Origin of the sequence: Shewanella kaireitica, from assembly GCF_023284045.1 — a bacterium.
Lineage (GTDB): Bacteria > Pseudomonadota > Gammaproteobacteria > Enterobacterales > Shewanellaceae > Shewanella > Shewanella kaireitica.
Genome location: NZ_JAKIKQ010000019.1, coordinates 73,203 through 91,819, shown reverse-complemented (window position 1 = coordinate 91,819; position 18,617 = coordinate 73,203). Strand labels below are relative to the sequence as shown.

Annotated in this window: 19 protein-coding genes and 2 tRNA genes; 10 read left to right on the top strand and 11 right to left on the bottom strand. The window is 43.2% G+C overall.

The genetic code is table 11. The annotated features are described in order from the left end of the window. Positions 1–27 precede the first annotated feature (27 nt). From L2730_RS18845 to L2730_RS18830, 4 genes are all read left to right on the top strand, one after another. Positions 28–103, top strand: a tRNA-Val gene (locus tag L2730_RS18845). Between the two features lie 37 nt (positions 104–140). Beyond that, a tRNA-Val gene (locus L2730_RS18840) sits at positions 141–216 on the top strand. A gap of 110 nt (positions 217–326) precedes the next feature. Next, positions 327–554, top strand: a complete 228-nt coding sequence (locus L2730_RS18835) for a hypothetical protein (protein WP_248975997.1) — start codon at positions 327–329, stop codon at positions 552–554. Positions 555–939: 385 nt separating this feature from the next. Further along, positions 940–2,151: an MFS transporter gene (locus tag L2730_RS18830; protein WP_248975996.1), complete on the top strand. Its 1,212-nt coding sequence runs from the start codon at positions 940–942 to the stop codon at positions 2,149–2,151. On the opposite strand, the gene L2730_RS18825 is transcribed toward L2730_RS18830, so the two are convergent. Continuing rightward, positions 2,137–3,363: an MFS transporter gene (locus L2730_RS18825; RefSeq protein WP_248975995.1), complete on the bottom strand. Its 1,227-nt coding sequence runs from the start codon at positions 3,361–3,363 to the stop codon at positions 2,137–2,139. The two genes, L2730_RS18830 and L2730_RS18825, sit on opposite strands and share 15 nt — an antisense overlap. Before the next feature lie 182 nt (positions 3,364–3,545). On the opposite strand from L2730_RS18825, the gene L2730_RS18820 reads away from it, so the two are divergent. After that, positions 3,546–4,427 (top strand): LysR family transcriptional regulator, encoded by an 882-nt coding sequence (locus L2730_RS18820; RefSeq protein ID WP_248975994.1) that lies wholly within the window; start codon positions 3,546–3,548, stop codon positions 4,425–4,427. Between the two features lie 47 nt (positions 4,428–4,474). Here L2730_RS18820 and maiA read toward each other — a convergent pair whose 3' ends face one another. From maiA to tyrR, 3 genes are all read right to left on the bottom strand, one after another. Beyond that, the gene (gene maiA, locus L2730_RS18815; protein WP_248976003.1) at positions 4,475–5,128 is read right to left on the bottom strand and encodes a maleylacetoacetate isomerase; all 654 of its coding nucleotides are present in this window, start codon (positions 5,126–5,128) and stop codon (positions 4,475–4,477) included. Between the two features lie 92 nt (positions 5,129–5,220). Next, positions 5,221–6,207 carry a fumarylacetoacetate hydrolase family protein gene (locus L2730_RS18810; protein ID WP_248975993.1) on the bottom strand — a complete coding sequence of 329 codons (987 nt, stop codon included), beginning with the start codon at positions 6,205–6,207 and terminating at the stop codon, positions 5,221–5,223. A 261-nt stretch (positions 6,208–6,468) separates the two neighbouring features. Then, complete coding sequence (tyrR, locus tag L2730_RS18805; protein WP_020911806.1) at positions 6,469–8,013, bottom strand: transcriptional regulator TyrR; 1,545 nt, start codon at positions 8,011–8,013, stop codon at positions 6,469–6,471. A gap of 410 nt (positions 8,014–8,423) precedes the next feature. Between tyrR and L2730_RS18800 the strand changes: the two genes are divergently transcribed. Continuing rightward, positions 8,424–8,573, top strand: a complete 150-nt coding sequence (locus L2730_RS18800) for a hypothetical protein (RefSeq protein WP_187148514.1) — start codon at positions 8,424–8,426, stop codon at positions 8,571–8,573. A gap of 70 nt (positions 8,574–8,643) precedes the next feature. Here the strand turns inward: L2730_RS18800 and L2730_RS18795 are convergent, their stop codons facing one another. Then, on the bottom strand, positions 8,644–8,982 hold the full coding sequence (locus L2730_RS18795) for a 4a-hydroxytetrahydrobiopterin dehydratase (protein WP_020911805.1): 339 nt from the start codon (positions 8,980–8,982) through the stop codon (positions 8,644–8,646). Positions 8,983–9,079: 97 nt separating this feature from the next. Then, the gene (phhA, locus tag L2730_RS18790; RefSeq protein ID WP_248975992.1) at positions 9,080–9,868 is read right to left on the bottom strand and encodes a phenylalanine 4-monooxygenase; all 789 of its coding nucleotides are present in this window, start codon (positions 9,866–9,868) and stop codon (positions 9,080–9,082) included. Positions 9,869–10,314: 446 nt separating this feature from the next. Here phhA and galU point away from each other — a divergent pair, with 446 nt between their 5' ends. The 4 genes from galU (at position 10,315) to L2730_RS18770 (ending at position 13,458) form a co-directional block, all read left to right on the top strand. After that, on the top strand, positions 10,315–11,229 hold the full coding sequence (galU, locus tag L2730_RS18785) for a UTP--glucose-1-phosphate uridylyltransferase GalU (protein ID WP_248975991.1): 915 nt from the start codon (positions 10,315–10,317) through the stop codon (positions 11,227–11,229). Between the two features lie 76 nt (positions 11,230–11,305). Then, complete coding sequence (galE, locus tag L2730_RS18780; protein WP_248975990.1) at positions 11,306–12,319, top strand: UDP-glucose 4-epimerase GalE; 1,014 nt, start codon at positions 11,306–11,308, stop codon at positions 12,317–12,319. Positions 12,320–12,375: 56 nt separating this feature from the next. Then, complete coding sequence (gene napF, locus L2730_RS18775; RefSeq protein ID WP_248975989.1) at positions 12,376–12,852, top strand: ferredoxin-type protein NapF; 477 nt, start codon at positions 12,376–12,378, stop codon at positions 12,850–12,852. A 186-nt stretch (positions 12,853–13,038) separates the two neighbouring features. Next, positions 13,039–13,458 (top strand): bactofilin family protein, encoded by a 420-nt coding sequence (locus tag L2730_RS18770; protein WP_248975988.1) that lies wholly within the window; start codon positions 13,039–13,041, stop codon positions 13,456–13,458. A 66-nt stretch (positions 13,459–13,524) separates the two neighbouring features. Here L2730_RS18770 and L2730_RS18765 read toward each other — a convergent pair whose 3' ends face one another. The 5 genes from L2730_RS18765 to L2730_RS18745 form a co-directional block, all read right to left on the bottom strand. Beyond that, on the bottom strand, positions 13,525–14,214 hold the full coding sequence (locus L2730_RS18765; protein WP_428848473.1) for a DUF2982 domain-containing protein: 690 nt from the start codon (positions 14,212–14,214) through the stop codon (positions 13,525–13,527). 396 nt (positions 14,215–14,610) lie between these two features. Then, the gene (locus L2730_RS18760) at positions 14,611–15,348 is read right to left on the bottom strand and encodes a YdcF family protein (RefSeq protein WP_248976002.1); all 738 of its coding nucleotides are present in this window, start codon (positions 15,346–15,348) and stop codon (positions 14,611–14,613) included. Positions 15,349–15,509: 161 nt separating this feature from the next. Further along, positions 15,510–16,415 carry a fructokinase gene (gene mak, locus L2730_RS18755; RefSeq protein WP_248975986.1) on the bottom strand — a complete coding sequence of 302 codons (906 nt, stop codon included), beginning with the start codon at positions 16,413–16,415 and terminating at the stop codon, positions 15,510–15,512. 90 nt (positions 16,416–16,505) lie between these two features. After that, a complete protein-coding gene (cysQ, locus tag L2730_RS18750; RefSeq protein ID WP_428848474.1) occupies positions 16,506–17,324 on the bottom strand; it encodes a 3'(2'),5'-bisphosphate nucleotidase CysQ in 819 nt (272 codons plus the stop codon). A 198-nt stretch (positions 17,325–17,522) separates the two neighbouring features. Beyond that, a complete protein-coding gene (locus tag L2730_RS18745; RefSeq protein WP_248975985.1) occupies positions 17,523–18,599 on the bottom strand; it encodes a glycoside hydrolase family 16 protein in 1,077 nt (358 codons plus the stop codon). Positions 18,600–18,617 lie beyond the last annotated feature (18 nt).

The following is an 18,617-nucleotide window of genomic DNA, read 5'->3' as shown; positions in this document are numbered from 1 at the left end:
AAAGAATTAAAACATTATGAAATCCCAGGTCGATTAGCTCAGCTGGGAGAGCACCTCCCTTACAAGGAGGGGGTCACTGGTTCGAGCCCAGTATCGACCACCATTCTTTTCGTAAAGAATTAAAACATTATGAAATCCCAGGTCGATTAGCTCAGCTGGGAGAGCACCTCCCTTACAAGGAGGGGGTCACTGGTTCGAGCCCAGTATCGACCACCATTCTTTTATACCTCTTCGTAAAAAAATATCACCAATCTAGTTCATTTTAATCCATCAGTATTAAGCAGATTCTACTATCCTTTAGTATCTTCTATTTTTGGATGAATCCCATGGCTGACGTTAGTCAATCGGCTTCTCTTACGAGTATTGCTGCCTACTTAAAACTTACCTACCAATATGATCAACAAACTGCGCTCGTAGAGGCGAAAGAGGTGATGAATAATCTTGTCAGAATGCGCCAAAAAGGCTTTATTACCGGATGGTACTTCGATGAGCATGGTCATTTAGAATTACTTCCTAGCGATATGGTGATGCAACAAATAAACCCTAATAAATAGTCATTGTACCGCGAACAATTAAGCCAAGAGTTGTCTTTCTCCTTTTTCGAAGTGAGGGACTTAAAGCTGTACATCGACAATAAACTTTAATTAAAGCCCTACCAATCTCACTCCTATATTCCAGATACTCACGCAAAATAAGCTATTGTTATTTAAAGGTATGCGTACCCCCTTCATCGTAACAAGCCAAATAGTCATAAGCAGTAAGTTCAAATGATTTGCTTCCATCAAAATCGATTCACTCACCTAGCTCACCCTTAGTAATTAAGTAAACATTTTAATTTACATAATTAACTAAACATGCGATATTCATTGCTCTCTTCACCAGCAGCAGATGAAATAGATGCCTATCGCCGTGCCACAGACCGAAGCTAAAAGAGTACTGATGATCACTCTGATTGTGACCCTAATCAGTGTTGCAGGTATTGCTCTACCCTACCCGATTTTAGCGCCGCTTTTTGAGCAAGGTGACAGTGCATTGAGCCAGTTCATGGGGCTGCCTAAAGAGCTATTACTTGGTATCGTTTTGGGGGTTTACCCGTTAGGTATTATTATAGGCAGCTCATTTATTGGTTCGTTGTCAGACAGTTATGGTAGACGCAGACTCTTAACTCTCACTCTAGTTGGAAGTGGTCTCGGTTATAGCGCGACGGCATTCGCTGCATTATCTGGTAACTTTGCACTATTTTGTATAGCAAGGCTTCTCACAGGTGTGTGTGAAGGAAACATTTCGATTGCCCGCGCAATAGCGGCAGATCTTCACCCTATTATCGACAAAGCCCGCAGCTTCTCGCTCATCAGTGCTATGGGCTATGGTGGTTACCTTCTCGGCCCGCTTTTAGGTGGGTATTTAATTTACTCAGGCATTGAAACTGTGTTTATTGTGGCGGCATTGGCTTGTTTTATATGTGCAGGGCTCAGTCACTTTATGATGCCAGCGAGTTTAAACAAAACGATAAAAGCCCCTAGCCATTCATCGAGTCTAGTTCTGTTGCGGCAAGTGGATCTAAGGCGATTCTTTATGTTGTACTTACTACTAACGACAGGGGTTAACCTCTATTACGAATATTATCCTTTACATTTAGTGAGACAGTTTAACTACACACCAGTAGATATCAGTTGGGCAACTGTATTTTTAACCGCTTGTATGATCTTTACCAGTATATGGATAAACCCAATAATCCAGCGAACTATGTCACATGCAAGCGCAGGCTTAGTTGGAGTGATTGTATTTGGCTCATCCCTTGTCGCATTGCCTTTTATTGACAATCAATTTTACTTAATCTCTTTTGCACTAATGGGCGCTGGTATCGCCATTTACAACGGATTTTTACCCGTATACTTGTCCAATTCATATCAAAATAATGCGCAAGGTCAGCTAATGGGCATGCTGGTCACTGTTTTCTGTTTGGGCAATCTTTTTGCAGCAGGTCTTGGTAGCGTATTAAGCATGATAGATGTTAAATGGAGTTTACTCGGCGGCGCTTTAGTGACCTTTTTTGCCGCAGCGGTATTCTTTCACGGTCATTACAAAGCGCAGATATGGCCGCAACCAATCAATGTAAATAATAAAGCCCTAGCATCAAACAATGAATGACAAGGGGCTTTTCGCCTCGGTTGGCGAAAGTAATTTATTCACCAGTGCAGCAAGTACTGACAGACATAACATCGATCCCAGTACCACACCTTGCCAACCCCACTGCTGCCAAAATGGCAGTAAATATGGCCCGCCAATAGCGGCACCAAGGTAATAACTACACAAATAAAGGGCCGTTGCTTTGGCACGATGTTGCTTAGCAATAAAGGCGACCCAAGCATTGCTGCTGCTGTGGATAAGGAAAAAACCAAACGAAGAGATTAAAAATCCAATATAGATGGTGGCTACAGTATCAAACAGTGTAAACATAGTGCCTAGCATTAATGCGCATACAGACGCCGTATACACACGCTTAACGCCGCTATTTTTTATCCATTTTGCACTGCGATATGATGCATAGGTACCACTTAAATAGCAGAGAAAAATTAAAGTCACCTCGAAAGGCCCCTGCACAAACGGCGTATCCATTAAGTGCAATTGAATATAGCTAAATTGATTGACCATCACCATAAATGCACTGCCGCCAATCAAGTATATCAACCTCAACTTAGGATTCGCTAAATGACTGTAAAAACCCTTTAGATCTGCGTGTAATGCCTCTTTGTTCAGTATCAACTTAGTCTTGATAAACTGGCTATCAGGCAATAAACGAGTCGCGAGTATAGTTCCCATTAATGATATGAAAGCTAACAACATCATTGCTTCCTGCCATTGCAGATACTCTGACATCACCCCACCGAGTAACCTTCCCGCAATACCACCAATACTGTTAGCCGCAATATAGACAGCCCCCGCCTTTAGCAGTACATGGCCACCGAGTTCATCTTTGAAATAAGCCATCGCCATAGCTGGAACTGAAGCTAGTAGCGCCCCTTGAACCATTCTTAAAGCGACTAACTGACCAAAGTCAGCAATAAAGATGGCAACTATGTCTACTACCACCAATAGATAAAGACTGATAAGAATGGGCCGTTTACGACCGACTCTGTCTGACATGACTGCAAATAGTAATAACGAAAACGCCATGGTGAAACTTGTCACTGACAGCAGCAACGTTGCGTGGGATTTAGAAACTGAGAATGTGGCGGCAATCAAGGGCAACATACCCTGCACTAGGTATAGGTTGATAAAAATAACAATTGAAGCAATTGATAACCCACCAATCAGCTTCAACTCGCGGTTGCTATTTACCTGCTCTACAGTGCTGCTCATTATTATGACTCGTTATAAAACCGCCTTAGTGCAAATAGCATAGCAATTGAATATATATAACGATAATAATTAAAAGCACTCACATTTATTGATTTTTGTTATGGAAGGTGTTGCGTCAGATCCGCTAGTATTGGATTCAGCAACGGACAATGATTGCCGTTAAAATTAAAAGTGGGTTCGCGATGGATATAAAACAGTTAAAACACTTAGATGCGCTAATCACTTTTGGAGGTTTTACAAAAGCTGCACAGCAATTGAATATAGCGCAACCAGCACTAAGCCAGAGCATTAAAAGGCTAGAAGACTCCCTTGGGGTTACATTAGTCGATAGAGGCGCGCATAAGCGTAGTAAGGCGCTCTCACTTACAGCAGAGGGACGAGCGCTGCATCAACACGCAAAACTCATCATCAAAAATATGGCACAAGCCGAGGCTCATATAAAATCGATGGCTAACTTAACTAAAGGGGAAGTCAGAGTGGCGGTGCCGGGAATGCTCGGTTCCTTCTACTTACCTAGCCGCTTAATGGCGTTTAGGCATCAACATCCTGATCTTAAATTGTCTCTCTTTGAAGGCGGCACCCGCGATACACTTAAAATGTTACGCCGTGAAGATGTAGATATCGCCATTATCACAGCCAATGATTTAGATGATAACTTTGACAGCCACCTGCTATTACAGGAGCAGATGGTGGTTGCAGTCGGTAAACATCACCCTTTAGCGGCTCAGGGTTCTGTGCCACTGGAACAGTTTTTCCAACATGATCTCGTGCTATTTAAGCAAGGTTATTTTCATCGGGAATGGATGCTTGAACAAGCCAAGTTATTAGGTCTTAACGCCAGTATCGCTTTTGAAACCAATCTGATTAATCTTATAAAACAGGTTGTAGCCCAAGAGTACGGGATCACCAGTGTGTTAAAGATGGTAATTGAGCAAGATGACGATATCCTTGCGAAATCTTTTGACCCGCCTGTTTATCTAGACTTGCATATAGCCTGGAAAAAACAGCGCCCAATCAGCAAAGCCGATCGAGCGTTTGTCGATTTTTTAATGGAAAATCGCTAAGTCCTTCTATCAATCACAAGGAATAAAATCGAATGTGTAGATACAAATTACGCAGCGTCATGCTGATTCTCAGGCATAGCATCTATAAACACTTGCTGCGTTAAACAATGGGCATTGATCCGCACGATATTTGGAAATGGCGTCATATCCACTTTAAAGCGCTCAGCATTGTATACCTGTGGCACCAAGCATAAATCGGCTAAGGTGATGCTATCACCAAAACAAAAATCACCGCTATATTGTGCTAATTGTTGCTCTAACGCCGTAAAACCTTGATTCACCCAGTTGTGATACCACGCTGTTTTAGCGCTATCCGTTATATCTAGTTCCGATGCCAAGTATTGCAACACCTTAAGGTTATTTAGTGGGTGAACTTCGCATGCAACAGTTAGTGACATTGCTCGTACAATTGCTTTGTCATATGCATTGTCAGGCAGTAACGAACAGCCTTTATAAACCTCATCAAGATACTCTATGATCGCTACTGACTGGGTTAATGCGAGCTCTTGGCCATTATCATTGCTAATAACTAAGGTTGGAACCAACTCTTGTGCATTTAGTGCAGTGTATGACGATTGATGCTGCTCTCCGCCATTTTTTACTAAATGAACCGAGATCTGCTCTGCGATTAATCCTTTATGATTAAGCGCTATTCGTACACGATAAGCTGCGCTTGAGCGCCAGTATCCATATAGTTTCATCATATTTGCTCTCTCCCAATGCTTAAACAAAAGAGAGTTAATCCACAACGAATTAACTCTCTTTTCTATTTAATTTAAAGCCCTACTGCAACTTAAGCTTTATATTCGACAACCTGTTGATCAATGGTGCCAAATATTGACTGATTGTTCTCATCCAGCATCTCGATACGAACGCGGTCACCAAAGCCCATAAATGGTGTCGTTGGCTTGCCATCGGCAATAGTTTCTAGCATACGCGTTTCTGCTAAGCAGCTTGAGCCTGCACTGCGGTCGTAGTTTGAGATAGTGCCCGAACCAATTATCGCACCCGCGCCCAATGGACGAGTTTTAGCTACATGAGAAACCAGTTGGCTGAAGTTAAACGTCATGTCCACGCCTGCATTTGGCTGGCCAAAAAGCGCATTATTTAAATGGGTGATCAAAGGGAGGTGTACTTTGCTATCTTGCCACTTATCGTTTAGTTCATCTGGCGTCACAGCGACCGGAGAAAAACTACTTGATGGTTTAGCTTGGAAAAAACCGAAACCTTTAGCCAGTTCACCCGGAATTAAGTTTCTCAATGACACATCATTAACTAACATAAGGAGTTTAATGTGTTTATCTGCACTTTCAGTGGTGACGCCCATTGGAACATCATCAGTGATCACTGCGATTTCTGATTCGAAATCAATGCCCCACTCTTCACTTGCTAAAGGGATATCCGCTTTAGGCGCGATAAAGCAATCAGAACCACCTTGATACACTAAAGGGTCAGTCCAGAACGTTGCAGGCATTTCAGCACCACGCGCTTTACGAACCAACTCAACGTGATTGACATAAGCACTACCGTCAGCCCATTGGTATGCACGAGGTAGCGGTGATAGGCATTTAGCTTCATCAAACTCTACAGCGTTATCCATCAAACCTTGGTTTAATGCATCATATAGCTCTACCAATTGTGGGTTAAGTAGATCCCATGCATCCAGTAATTGCTGCATAGTATGAGCAATAGCAGGTACCGCAACCGCTTTAGTTAGATCACGGCTCACTAACATTAACTGGCCGTCACGGCGTCCATTATCATAACTTGCTAACTTCATACTTACTCCTAATAAAATGTGGCTAGCTGACTAATTCTGCTTCAACTTCTGAGGTGTTTTCATCATGCTCTCGCCTTAATCTGCTTAATGCATAGCATGACATTAAGTCGAGCAATAGGGGAATAGCGTGAGCAAAATCACATTTACTCGTACCCTAGCCAATATTGTAAACATATGATTACAGCCTATCTAAGATAGGCTGTAATGGAGATTATTTGGCTTTTATTGCTGTTAAAGCCAGCAAACACTGGCAATCAGTAGTTACAAGGCTTTGTGCTTACTAATTTTGTATTCACGCAGTTTATTTGCGATTGCAGTATGAGACACACCTAACTTTTTAGCCAATTGTCGTGTACTTGGGTAGGCTGGGTACAAGCGTCGCAATAAACTGGCCTCAAACTGCTTCATTGCCTGCTCAAGGCTACCTTCGAACTGATGGTCAAAATAGCCAAAACCTTCAGCATAAGATGGTAGCTTAAGCTGCTCAACAGTCAGTTCTGCACTGCCATCCCACATAGATACCGCTCTAAATATGGCATTTTTTAGCTGACGCACATTTCCAGGCCATGCGTAACCAAGTAAATGCTCACGGCACTCTCCTGAGATCCGACGAATTGGGATCGATAACTGCTGACTATAATGCTCTAAGAACATTTCGGTTAATGGGATCACATCCACTTTTCGTTCACGCAGAGAAGGCACATGGAAGCTTAATACATGAATTCGATAGTAAAGATCTTCTCTAAACTCACCGCTTTGGCAAAGTTCAGCAAGATTCTTCTGTGTTGAGCAGATAATACGTACATCGCTACGCACCTCTTCATCACCGCCAACACGCCTAAATGTGCCATCTTGTAAAAAGCGCAGTAATTTTACTTGAGCAGATCTGGACATCTCTGCGATTTCATCTAAAAAGACGGTGCCACCTTTCGCCTCTTCAAAGAAGCCTCGCTTAACTACGCTACCGTTACTAACGAAACCAAATAGCTCCTCTTCGGCTGCGCTATCTGGCATCGCTGCGCAGTTGATTGCAATAAACGGTTGGTCTCGGCGCATACTGGCGTCATGGCAAGCGCGAGACATCAACTCTTTACCGGTACCTGTTTCCCCAGTGATCAATAATGGTGCGTCAAGTTGAGCCATTCTGCGCGCTTGTACTAACACCTCTTTCATCTTGTCACTGGTGGCTAATACATTCTCAAAACCTGTCGTTTGATTTTGCAGCGCATTAAATTGTTTACCTAACCGAGCAGGGGATTTCAGAGATACCACGGCACCCGCGAGGATCGGGGTCTGACTACCGTCAGGTAAATAAATAGGTAGCATCTCAGCCAAATACTCATTCTCGCCGATGTTAACGCGTGTTGCTTGAGCAAGCACTGTTGTCTCACTAAGCCAGCGGCTGAAGTTGAAACCTTGCACCCAGTGGCCAATGGATTCATCTAAAATCTCATGCTCTGCCATCCCTATAATATGCAGGGCAGATTCATTAACGATACGAATACGTCCTTTAATATCGAGTGAGAATACTGAATCAGGCAGAGTCTTCAGCAGAGTTTTGAGTGCATAATGCTCCTGCTCAGAGGGCATAAATGACACTGTGCGTACATCATGAACCCCTTCAACTTTACGAATAAGCGGCAGTAATTCACTGAGAGTATCGAAACTGACTTCAGCAAATTGCAGATACAGAAAACCTTGGTTGCTCGCATCGATAGCGAACAAGTTGATCCCATAATCTTCCATTATCAATAATATATCTTTCGCTAGACCGACTCGGTCCAAACAGCTGACTTCCAAGCGCATACTATTGCAGTTCCCTTTTGTAGATAGTCGTTATTGGGATAAAACCAATTGCATTAATTATTCGATGGCTTTGTTTTCAAACCTGAAACGAGATTGATAGCAAATATCTACCACGTCAAAGTCGAAAAGTGACCTTAAATCATCAAATAGTTAATAAAACTGAAATTAAGCAAATGGCTATAACTCTATGAGTTAGCGTCCGAATTTTTTACAAAAAAATCAAATGTATTCAATAGACCGAGAAGTCGATAAGCATAATTCGCCTATACGTTAGAAGGTTATGGCAGTTGTGGCAAGACTTGTTTACAGCAGATTTGTAACATAACGAAAATAAATGCGTGCTAGGGGCTGTTAATCTTTCACGGTTGTTCTTGCCGCAGCTTATTGGCTATTTTGACAAGGCGGAGGCTATGCCGTTTAGTTATTCTCCACAAATAGTCTACAACACAGTAAAAATAGCCAAGAAACGCGGCCCTTTGGGTTCGATTCAATGCTTCTATTACGGTGTTATGAGCTTTTCACTTAGCCAGCTAAGCTTTATCGCTCAAGCCTTGTACTAGAAGCATTGATTTCGAACAAAAACTAAGCTCGAAAGATCAACAGCCCCTAGTAACCCAGCACGCGAATCAATTAGTCTAGCAAGGTATCTGTTTTAGCAGCCATGATGAAATCATTCTTATGCAAGCCCTTTATTGAATGAGACCACCAAGTCACAGTCACTTTGCCCCATTCAGTTAAAATGCCAGGGTGATGGAAATCTGCTTCAGCCAGGTCCGCAAGCTTATTAGTAAATGCCATAGCCAATTTAAAGTTCTTGAATTTGTACACGCGTTCTAGCTGCATAATGCCGTCGCGCACTTCTACCGTCCAATCAGGGATCATACGTACAAGTTCGCCCAATTCCGCATCGCTTACTTTAGGCGCGTCAGCTTGACAGGCTTCACATTTCATTTGTGCTAATTCAGTCATTCTATTTCCTTTCATTCTGTTATTTTGATCTTCAACCTAGTAGTAGGCTTTAATCTTAATTTCTATCAGGTCCATCCAGCCGTTTTACTCTTTGTTATTAACCCGCTTTGGCTGGGTAAGTCGCTTCGAATAAACCAAGTTGTTTAGCCTTGTTAACCGCGCCCATAATATCCATCTCAGCAATTTTATCGAGTTCACAGATATCACTGATTGCATAGTAGATGGGCTGCATAATATCGATACGATAAGGTGTACGCATCACATCCACCAAGTCAAAAGCTCTGATTTCAGGCTCATCGCCCATCACAAAATCAGTTTCTCCAGGCGAGCTTAAAATGCCACCACCATAGATACTCAAATCATTATTACCACGAATCACACCAAACTCGACGGTAAACCAATATAATCGTGCTAAAAACACACGATCCTGTTTACTGGCAGCGAGTCCCAATTTGCCATACAGATGAGAAAAGTGCGCAAACGATGGGTTAGTCAGCAGTGGGCAGTGACCAAAAACTTCGTGGAATATATCTGGCTCTTGCAAGTAATCGAGCTCTTCACGACTACGGATAAATGTCGCGACCGGGAATGACTTATTTGCTAATAATTCAAAAAACTTGCCAAATGATATCAGCGCTGGCACAGCCGCTGTTTTCCAGCCGGTCGTCTGTTGAAGCACTGCATCAATCTCATTTAGCTGCGGGATCCTGTCGCTTGGCAGCGCTAGGCGGTCTAATCCATCCATATAAGCTTGGCACGCTCGGCCAGGCAAGTTGACAAGCTGCCTCGAATAGAGCTCCTGCCAAATATCATGTTCATTTTGTGGGTACTGTATAAAGCCGTTCGCATCAGGCAAACGAGCCGTATAGTTAGTCGCTTTGCTCATATTAGTAAAAACACTGGTAACGATTCCTGCCTACATAGTTAACCAAAGTTGATATTTTGTTAACCAGATCACAGTTTAAACTTTGATGCTTCAGCATAGCCTTATGTAATCCATAGTTTACACGCGCATGCCTTAGCGCTAAAAAAGCTTTTATTAACAGTAGATTTGTTGTAAGCCATAATTTACACAAACTAATCACGCTGATGAATTGAGCCCGTAATAGCCTAGAAAAGCTATGACACTCATCATCCTATCTAAACAACACGGTACGTTTTCATCCAGACCGCAGCATACCGACAGAGTTGGCAGAGACAATTGCGAATAAAAACCGAGCGGATAAGCGACAAAATTAGTAATTATCAAGCCGCTTTGCCAAATTCAAAGCACACGTGATAAAAATTCAGTATAGAATAGTGCTACAGCGCTAATCCATTGATAGGAACAGTATGACTTCGATAAAACGACGTAAGATAAAAAAGGCTGTTATCCCTGTCGCAGGTCTAGGTACACGGATGCTACCAGCGACAAAAGCGATGCCTAAAGAGATGCTGCCAGTGATGGATGTTCCCCTTATCCAATATGTTGTCAAAGAAGCGATTGCAGCTGGCATTAAAGAGATAGTGTTAGTCACTCACGCCAGTAAAAACTCAGTCGAGAACCACTTCGACACCAGCTTTGAGTTAGAAGCCCATTTAGAGCGCAGAGTAAAACGTCAACTCCTTGCAGAAGTACAAGGCATCTGCCCTGCTGACGTTACCATCATTAGTGTCCGTCAAGCCCAGGCTAAAGGCCTAGGTCATGCGATTTTATGTGCCAAGACTATTGTTGGTGACGCGCCATTTGCAGTGCTGTTACCTGATGTGATTGTCGATGATGCCAGCAGCAACTTAGCGAAAGATAATTTAGCACAGATGGTAAAGCTATTTGATGAAACCGAAGTAGGCCAAATCATGGTAGAGGGTGTACCTCACGATCAGGTTGATCAATACGGCATTGCAGACATCAATGGCGAAGAGTTACAGCCAGGGGGATCATTGCCATTAAGCCAACTAGTTGAAAAACCAACAATTGAAGATGCGCCATCAAACTTAGGTGTTGTTGGCCGATACGTGCTGCCCGCTGATATTTGGTCTTACCTTGCTAAAACACCAGCCGGCGCGGGCGATGAGATCCAGTTAACTGATGCGATAGCGATGCTGATGGAAAATCAAACCGTTAACGCATATTACATGCAAGGCAAGAGTCATGATTGCGGTAATAAACTCGGCTATATGCAAGCCAATGTAGAGCACGCTTTGCGCCACAAGGATATAGGCCCAGAGTTTGCTGAATATATTAAGTCTATCGCTAAAAGCCTTTAGCACTTAAATCGATAGTACTTAAACAAATAGTACTTAAACAGATAAAGAATATTAGATTGCAAGGAAGGATTGAAAGATGACAATTTTGGTAACTGGCGGTGCAGGTTATATCGGCACTCACACTGTAGTCGAACTGCTCAATAACGGTAGCGATGTAGTTATTCTAGACAACCTCAGTAATTCTAGCGTGACAGCGCTTGAGCGCGTTGAACAGATCACAGGAAAGTCAGTCACTTTCTATCAAGGTGATATTCTCAATAAACCTTTTTTGCAAAAGCTATTCACAGATCATGATATTGAATCAGTTATCCATTTCGCAGGGCTTAAAGCGGTTGGTGAATCTGTTGAGCAACCGCTGCGCTATTATGAAAATAATGTCACAGGCACCATCGTGCTGTGTCAGGTAATGGCTGAGTTTAATGTGAAGAACATCGTTTTTAGCTCTTCGGCAACCGTTTACGGTGATCCGGCATCTCTGCCGATTACTGAAGATTTTCCAACGGGTGCAACCAACCCCTACGGCCAGTCAAAATTGATGGTTGAACATGTACTTGCCGATCTGCACCATTCAGATCCGAGCTGGAACATTGCCCGCCTAAGATACTTCAACCCAGTAGGCGCTCACGATAGCGGTTTGATTGGTGAAGATCCTAACGATATTCCTAACAACTTAATGCCCTTTATTACCCAAGTCGCTGTGGGTAAACGTGAGCAGTTAAGTGTATTTGGCAATGATTACGATACTGTCGATGGAACAGGTGTGCGTGATTACATCCACGTCGTTGACCTAGCTATTGGGCACCTTCGAGCACTGGACAAACTGCGCACGAAACCAGGGTTGGTGACTTATAATCTAGGTACTGGCCAAGGTTACAGCGTGCTAGAAATGGTGGCAGCGTTTGAGAAAGCCAGCGGTACTGAGATTAAGTATCAACTCGTTGCAAGACGAGCTGGTGATATTGCAGCGTGTTATGCAAACCCAGATAAGGCACAAACTGAGCTTAACTGGCAAGCGACTCACACTATTGATGATATGGCGCAAAGCAGTTGGCACTGGCAGTCCAGTAATCCAAATGGCTACAGCAGCTAGAAGTCAAAAGTCATTTTTAGCATTAGTTAAATATCGTTTAACCAAGAGTAAAAGTCATGAGCAGCATCAATCAAAGTCGACGTCGTCTATTTAGCCGTAAAAAAAGTGATGCTGTTCATCTGCCTTGGGTAAAGGGGGATATTGCGTTTACCGATGAATGCACTCGTTGTGACAAGTGCATTTCGGCATGTGAAACTAACATAATTATTAAAGGCGACGGTGGCTTTCCTGAGGTCGACTTTAGCATTGATGAATGCACCTTTTGTAAAAAGTGTGTAGAGGCATGCCCCGAGCCTTTATTTATTCAAACCGATGAGGCTCCATGGGCTATTGCAGCCTCAATTCAAAATACTTGTATGGCGTATCAAGGCATATGGTGCCAAAGCTGCAAGGATGCTTGTGATGAAAGAGCTATTAGCTTTACCATGGCGGTTGGTAAAGCGCCTCAGCCAGTCATTGATACGGAAGCATGCACAGGTTGTGGTGCTTGTGTTGCTCCCTGCCCGTCCGACGCAATACTGATAAAGCTGTGATTAACCATCGTATTTTTCGTATTAAAATTTTTTACTATCAATAAGCTACTTTATTTAAGCCTTAAGCCTGACTCTTCTCAATCGATTCATTGCCAAAATAATGACATCAAGCGCCAAATATAAGTGGTTTTTAATTGCTTTTTTTCAAGGTAACATCAAGCTACCTTGACTAATAGCGACGCATTTATGTTTAAAAGAAAGAAAAGCGGTGGGCTCACTTTTATTGCCCAAGGAACCAAGCTAACAGGTGAGAGCGAATTCACTGCTGAGGCATTAGTCTCCGGTGAGCTTTATGGTGACATCCAATCAACAAACAACATGACTATTGAACAGGATGGTCTTATTGACGGCGTGTTGAATTGCCAAGAACTAAGAGTCTCAGGCACGTTCCGCGGAAAATTGCATTGCAATAAACTCAATATAACCAGTACCGGTATTGTTGACGGCGAAGTCACCTGTCAATCAATGGAAATTTTTGAAGGTGGTCAATTTATTGGAATGCGTGTCCGTGACGACATCGCCTTTCTACCGGCATCTTCGAAAGAAAAACTCGACACCACTAACACAGAACAAATTGAAGATGCGCAGCTAACGGCTAACGGCTAACGCTTTGTTTAGACGAGTAATGACCTAAGCTAAGTTTATCACTTGATAAACTTAGCTCTTCAAATCTTATTCATCGTTCTCCATTATTGCTTGACGCTGATAACGCCTCAGTAATGAAACAAACTCTTCAGCAGGCCTATCTAATGCATCAGTGGCAATATACAAGTGGTAGCCTAAGTGGTTACCCAGTATGCGGCATCGATGGCCAAACATCGCAAGCACGCCTTTATAGCGGCTGTCATCTTCAATAAATGGGGTGAACTCTGCACTCATTTGATTTTCTAATGTTGATAGGTCCTCATCTTGGGCTGATACCGTCATCAGCAACGGCCTTTGCTCAGTCAGTAAGCCAGAAGCTAATCGCAGTGAAATACAATCTAATACTGGTCCCACTGTTTTTAACTTAATACCAATATAGGGCAAAGTGATGGTTTCAAGCCCTTGAGTGACTCGAGGTTGATCAAGGCGCTGAATATTCCCCCAATCGACCTGAACCTCACCGCGGCGATGAAAATAGCGTATTCCCTGAGGATCAATACTCATTGTAACCTCGGGCTCTACCAACTTAGAAACGCCGAGTACTGCGGCAATAGCACCGAATGCAAAACAGATGATACCTGGCGCAAATAGATGGCTGCCGGCAAGGAAAAGTCCAATTCCAACAACAACACCAATGATACCGATGAAAGTTAGCGTCAATCCATTACGTTTGTTGGGGGACTTGATGAGCAATGTTTGTAAATTCGACTGTTCCAAAATGCACTCTACTATTAGGGTCTGTTGATCTTTCATGGTTGTTTTTGCAGCAATTTATTGGCCATTTTAGCAAGGCAGAGGCTATGTAGTGTAGTCATTCTCCACAAAGAGCCTTTAACGCAGAAAAAATGGCCAAGAAATGCTGTCCTTTGGATTCGTTTCATTGCTTCTATTCTTTTATGACTAGAATGCGTTATGAACTCTTCACTTAGCTGGCTAAGTCTCATCGCTCAAGCCTTACGCTAGAAGCATTATTCCTTACGGTAAAGAATCGAACAAAAACTAAGCTCGAAAGTTCAACAGACCTTAGTTGATTTAAAGGTGATTAATCAGCTGTATAAGCCAATTGCTTGTTTCGGTGACGAAACAACTCGCTGCTACCAACGTCAGAGTTGACTAATTTTCATGCTTAAATTTAAACCAGAGTAGGCCTAAATATTCATGGATTGCACGTTGTGACGATAATAAGCTTTGCGCATCAAAATACCACCAATAGGTTTTTCTTTGGGCAAAATCTGTCGGAGCGGCAGTGACATTTAAACCTGAATTTTCAAAAATTGCCATCGAACGCGGCATATGGCTCGCTGATGTCACTAATCTAAAGGGGGCATCTGCAACCTCCCATTGCATAAACTGCGCTTCTTCAATGGTATCTTTTGCAAGTGGAAATTTAATAATAACGTTTGGGTTAACCCCTAGCTCTACGGCTGCATCAAACATCACATCAGCATGAGCGCGAGTATTTAATCCGCCGCTCCATCCACTAACGACTAACTGACAGTCTTGGCCTAATGACAATTGTCTTATTCCTTCACTCAATCTCGCTAAACCTGTATTTGATAGCTGCTGCACAGCAGGTTGGTTTTCAACTTCATCATGACCACTGCCTAACACCATGACTAAACAACCGCTTCCTATCGGCTCATTGTTAACAGAGTACTGGTTCTCTAAAGGGGCTAACAATGCATTACTGCCCATACTGCTGCTCAGTACAAGGATCATACCTCCAGCGAGCAACAAAATGCTTTTAGCCAACTTTCGATTACGAATAACAAGATAGGCCACTGCGATCAGGATGATCGACAGAGGAACAGGCATAAATAGTTGAGAAACGATCTTCTTTAGCCAAAACATGTAATAAAACTCAGAAAAGGATGCTAGAGCTGCAAGTTTAGCATGGATTTCAGTTACTAATATGGCAGAAAGGCCGCTTAGGTAAACAGACAAAAAAGCCATACAATGAAAGTCATCATATGGCTCGATAATAATTCACTTGCCGCTATCTATTGCTGTGGTTAAGCTTCGTTTTTACTCCACAACCAAGCGGCGCCGCGCACTCCCGAGGAGCCACCATAAATATTTTGTACCACAGGTGTGCGACATTCTCCGCCGAGCACATACTTTGGCAAGATACTTGGCAGCAGCGGATAGATAGCTTCAATATTTGACACTCCACCACCCAAGACAATGACATCAGGATCAAGAATATTAATCACGTGAGCAAGTGAACGAGCGAGTCTGTCGATATATCGCTCAAACGCCTCTGTAGCAAGCAGCTCACCCCGCTCCATTCGCTGAGCGATCTCAATACCACTTGGTGCATCACCACCAGCTTGCTTGTAGTCGCGTACAAAGCCAGTACCAGAGATAAAGGTCTCAATACAGTCTTGATTGCCACAAAAACATTCAGTTGAATTGAACTCATCAGCCGTCATCCAAGGCAGAGGGTTATGTCCCCACTCTCCACCAATACCGTTTCCGCCGCCATGTACTTTGCCGTTTATCGCAAGGCCAGCGCCGCAGCCAGTTCCGATAATCACACCAAACACCACCCCTTTGCCCGCAGCTGCACCGTCGACCGCTTCTGAAACGGCAAAACAGTTAGCGTCATTGGCGACTCTAACTTCTCGATTAAGTCGTTTACCCAAATCAATATCCAGAGGATGGCCATTAATCCAAGTTGAATTGGCATTCTTAACTAGACCAGAGTACGGAGAGACAACGCCAGGGATCCCAACGCCAACAGTGCCTTTGTCATTAAGCAAAGACTCTGCTTCATTGACTAACGATTCTATTGCATCTAATGTCGCCACATATTCCCGAGGAGTCGGTACACGTTTACGAAAAAGCTCTTCACCTTCGCTACTTAATGCAACTAACTCTATTTTTGTTCCACCAAGATCGATGCCAATCCGTAACATTTAAGCCTCTCCCATAATCATATTGATCATTTTTCTAGTTATATTATTGAGGCACCAAGCTCATACAAGATACCAATTAAACCTTCTTGCTCACTGCCAATGAGGGGCGTAAGCAATGAAATATGGATTCAAAATATCTGACTTTTGATTGTAATCAAGAGCAGCTTCACTGCCATATTGCAGCACTTTGCCACCTGCACTTTCTAACACAGCCTGCGCTGCAGCTGTATCCCATTCACTGGTGAGACCTAGTCTTGGGTATATATCAGCTTCACCTTCAGCCAACAGACAAAATTTAAGTGAACTGCCTACACTCTTCATTTCATGTTCACCCAGCACCTCTAGGTAGCTCTGTAAACCTGGGCTGATATGAGAACGACTTCCGACAACCCTAGGTACTGCTTTATTTTCAAATGATTTTTTAACTAAAGCTTGCTCTACACCGGCATGCTTCAACCAAGCGCCTGCTGTATGGCTGCCGAAATAGCATTTATCCAAAACCGGAGCGTAAACCACGCCAGCAACTGCACGACCTTGATGAATAAAAGCAATGTTGACGGTAAACTCGCCATTTCGCTTAATAAACTCTTTAGTGCCATCGAGTGGATCGATTAACCAGTACGATTGCCAAAGCTTTCTCTCTTCCCACGCTAATGTCGTCGACTCTTCAGACATCACTGGAATATTGGGCGTTAACTTATCTAGCGCCGCCACAATCACGTTATGACTTGCAAGATCTGCAGCTGTAACCGGGCTATCGTCAGTTTTAACATCAACCTCATAATCATCTGTCGCATAAACCGTCATAATCGCATCACCTGCATCAACGGCTATATCAACGATTGCGGCTAACCAATCAGGCTCAAAGCCAATAACGTTATCGGTGTTTGCAGATGTCTGTGTCTTAATCTGGCTCAAAGTACTCTCTCTCTATACAAATATGGCTAGCTGACCATTATGCCACTGACTTTAAGCAAAAATTAATAACCAATTACGCAGTTTAGGTCTAAAAGATACTAAGCCACTCGCTGACACAAAAATAGTATTAGCGTTATGTTGCAATCGTATTCAATCCAATCCATCCCTAAAGAGCATCTTCACTTGCATTTAAAATTCGTGATCATCAAGCTTACCCTCTACCATCACAGCATCCGCTTGAACATTGGCGCAGCCTTCATCCGTTTCAATGGCTTTAGTACAGCGATATACACGCACATAGTCAATTTCAAGAGTTTGTGGGAATACAGACGCGTCTATCCCCTTCTCATTGACCTTGCCCGCCCAATCACCACCTACAGCCAAGTTAACAATAAAGTGAAAGCGCTGATTAAAAGGCGCATCATTTTCAGCTAGCTCTCCAGTAACCGATTCGCTATACCACCCCTTCGCTGTTTGCGTGGCGTAATGCTTACCATCCATGTACCAACGGATCTCACCCTGTTGCCATTCAATAGCATAAACATGAAATCCATCAGCTGGGTTTTCATTACCATCTAAGCGGTAAGACTGGCCAGAATAAACATTATCAGGCCACTCTTTACCGTAATGCAGCGTGCCGTGAATTCGGGTTTCAAGCAACGTTTCCTGGGCCTGTTTGTGACTCGCGGGATATTCATCAGAAACAGTACCAAGGTTTACTGCTTCGACGATATCAATCTCACCAGAGCTGGCCCACTCGCCATAAACCCAGTCCGTTGGCAACATCCAAGCTGCTCCCCAAGTTCCTTGTCCTTTTGGAAACTTGGCTCGAACTTCAAAGCGACCGTAGCGCCAATCTCCCTTACCGAGCGTTCGCAATCTGGCAGAGGTGTAATCTTTGGTCACTGATTTATCATCAGCGGAATAATCTGGATGGTCATCTTTATCAGCCGGTCCGCTGTATTGCTCTTTTATCGCAACAATATGCAATGAACCATCTGCGACATAGCTATTTCTGGCATTCGCGGTATAGCACTGCGCTTCAGAGTTACCGCCGCCGTAGCAATTAACTTCATGGCCCCATTTACTTAAATCAATTGAAGTGCCATCAAACTCATCATTCCATATAAGCTGCCAACCTTTATCATCAAATTTAGGCTGCGAATGACACCCTGCAACTATCAGTACAGAAGCTACCATTACACACAAACGAGCCAGCAAATTACCCAGCGGAGAACAACCTTTGTTAAGTAGAAATAGTGGCAAAGTTAATCATCTCAATAT

What these genes read in the sequence shown, in the direction of transcription:
- L2730_RS18835 (WP_248975997.1), top strand. Translation starts at nt 327, where the DNA reads ATGGCTGACGTTAGTCAATCGGCTTCTCTTACGAGTATTGCTGCCTAC.
- L2730_RS18830 (WP_248975996.1), top strand. Translation starts at nt 940, where the DNA reads ATGATCACTCTGATTGTGACCCTAATCAGTGTTGCAGGTATTGCTCTA.
- L2730_RS18825 (WP_248975995.1), bottom strand. Translation starts at nt 3,363, where the DNA reads ATGAGCAGCACTGTAGAGCAGGTAAATAGCAACCGCGAGTTGAAGCTG.
- L2730_RS18820 (WP_248975994.1), top strand. Translation starts at nt 3,546, where the DNA reads ATGGATATAAAACAGTTAAAACACTTAGATGCGCTAATCACTTTTGGA.
- maiA (WP_248976003.1), bottom strand. Translation starts at nt 5,128, where the DNA reads ATGAAACTATATGGATACTGGCGCTCAAGCGCAGCTTATCGTGTACGA.
- L2730_RS18810 (WP_248975993.1), bottom strand. Translation starts at nt 6,207, where the DNA reads ATGAAGTTAGCAAGTTATGATAATGGACGCCGTGACGGCCAGTTAATG.
- tyrR (WP_020911806.1), bottom strand. Translation starts at nt 8,013, where the DNA reads ATGCGCTTGGAAGTCAGCTGTTTGGACCGAGTCGGTCTAGCGAAAGAT.
- L2730_RS18800 (WP_187148514.1), top strand. Translation starts at nt 8,424, where the DNA reads ATGCCGTTTAGTTATTCTCCACAAATAGTCTACAACACAGTAAAAATA.
- L2730_RS18795 (WP_020911805.1), bottom strand. Translation starts at nt 8,982, where the DNA reads ATGACTGAATTAGCACAAATGAAATGTGAAGCCTGTCAAGCTGACGCG.
- phhA (WP_248975992.1), bottom strand. Translation starts at nt 9,868, where the DNA reads ATGAGCAAAGCGACTAACTATACGGCTCGTTTGCCTGATGCGAACGGC.
- galU (WP_248975991.1), top strand. Translation starts at nt 10,315, where the DNA reads ATGACTTCGATAAAACGACGTAAGATAAAAAAGGCTGTTATCCCTGTC.
- galE (WP_248975990.1), top strand. Translation starts at nt 11,306, where the DNA reads ATGACAATTTTGGTAACTGGCGGTGCAGGTTATATCGGCACTCACACT.
- napF (WP_248975989.1), top strand. Translation starts at nt 12,376, where the DNA reads ATGAGCAGCATCAATCAAAGTCGACGTCGTCTATTTAGCCGTAAAAAA.
- L2730_RS18770 (WP_248975988.1), top strand. Translation starts at nt 13,039, where the DNA reads ATGTTTAAAAGAAAGAAAAGCGGTGGGCTCACTTTTATTGCCCAAGGA.
- L2730_RS18760 (WP_248976002.1), bottom strand. Translation starts at nt 15,348, where the DNA reads ATGTTTTGGCTAAAGAAGATCGTTTCTCAACTATTTATGCCTGTTCCT.
- mak (WP_248975986.1), bottom strand. Translation starts at nt 16,415, where the DNA reads ATGTTACGGATTGGCATCGATCTTGGTGGAACAAAAATAGAGTTAGTT.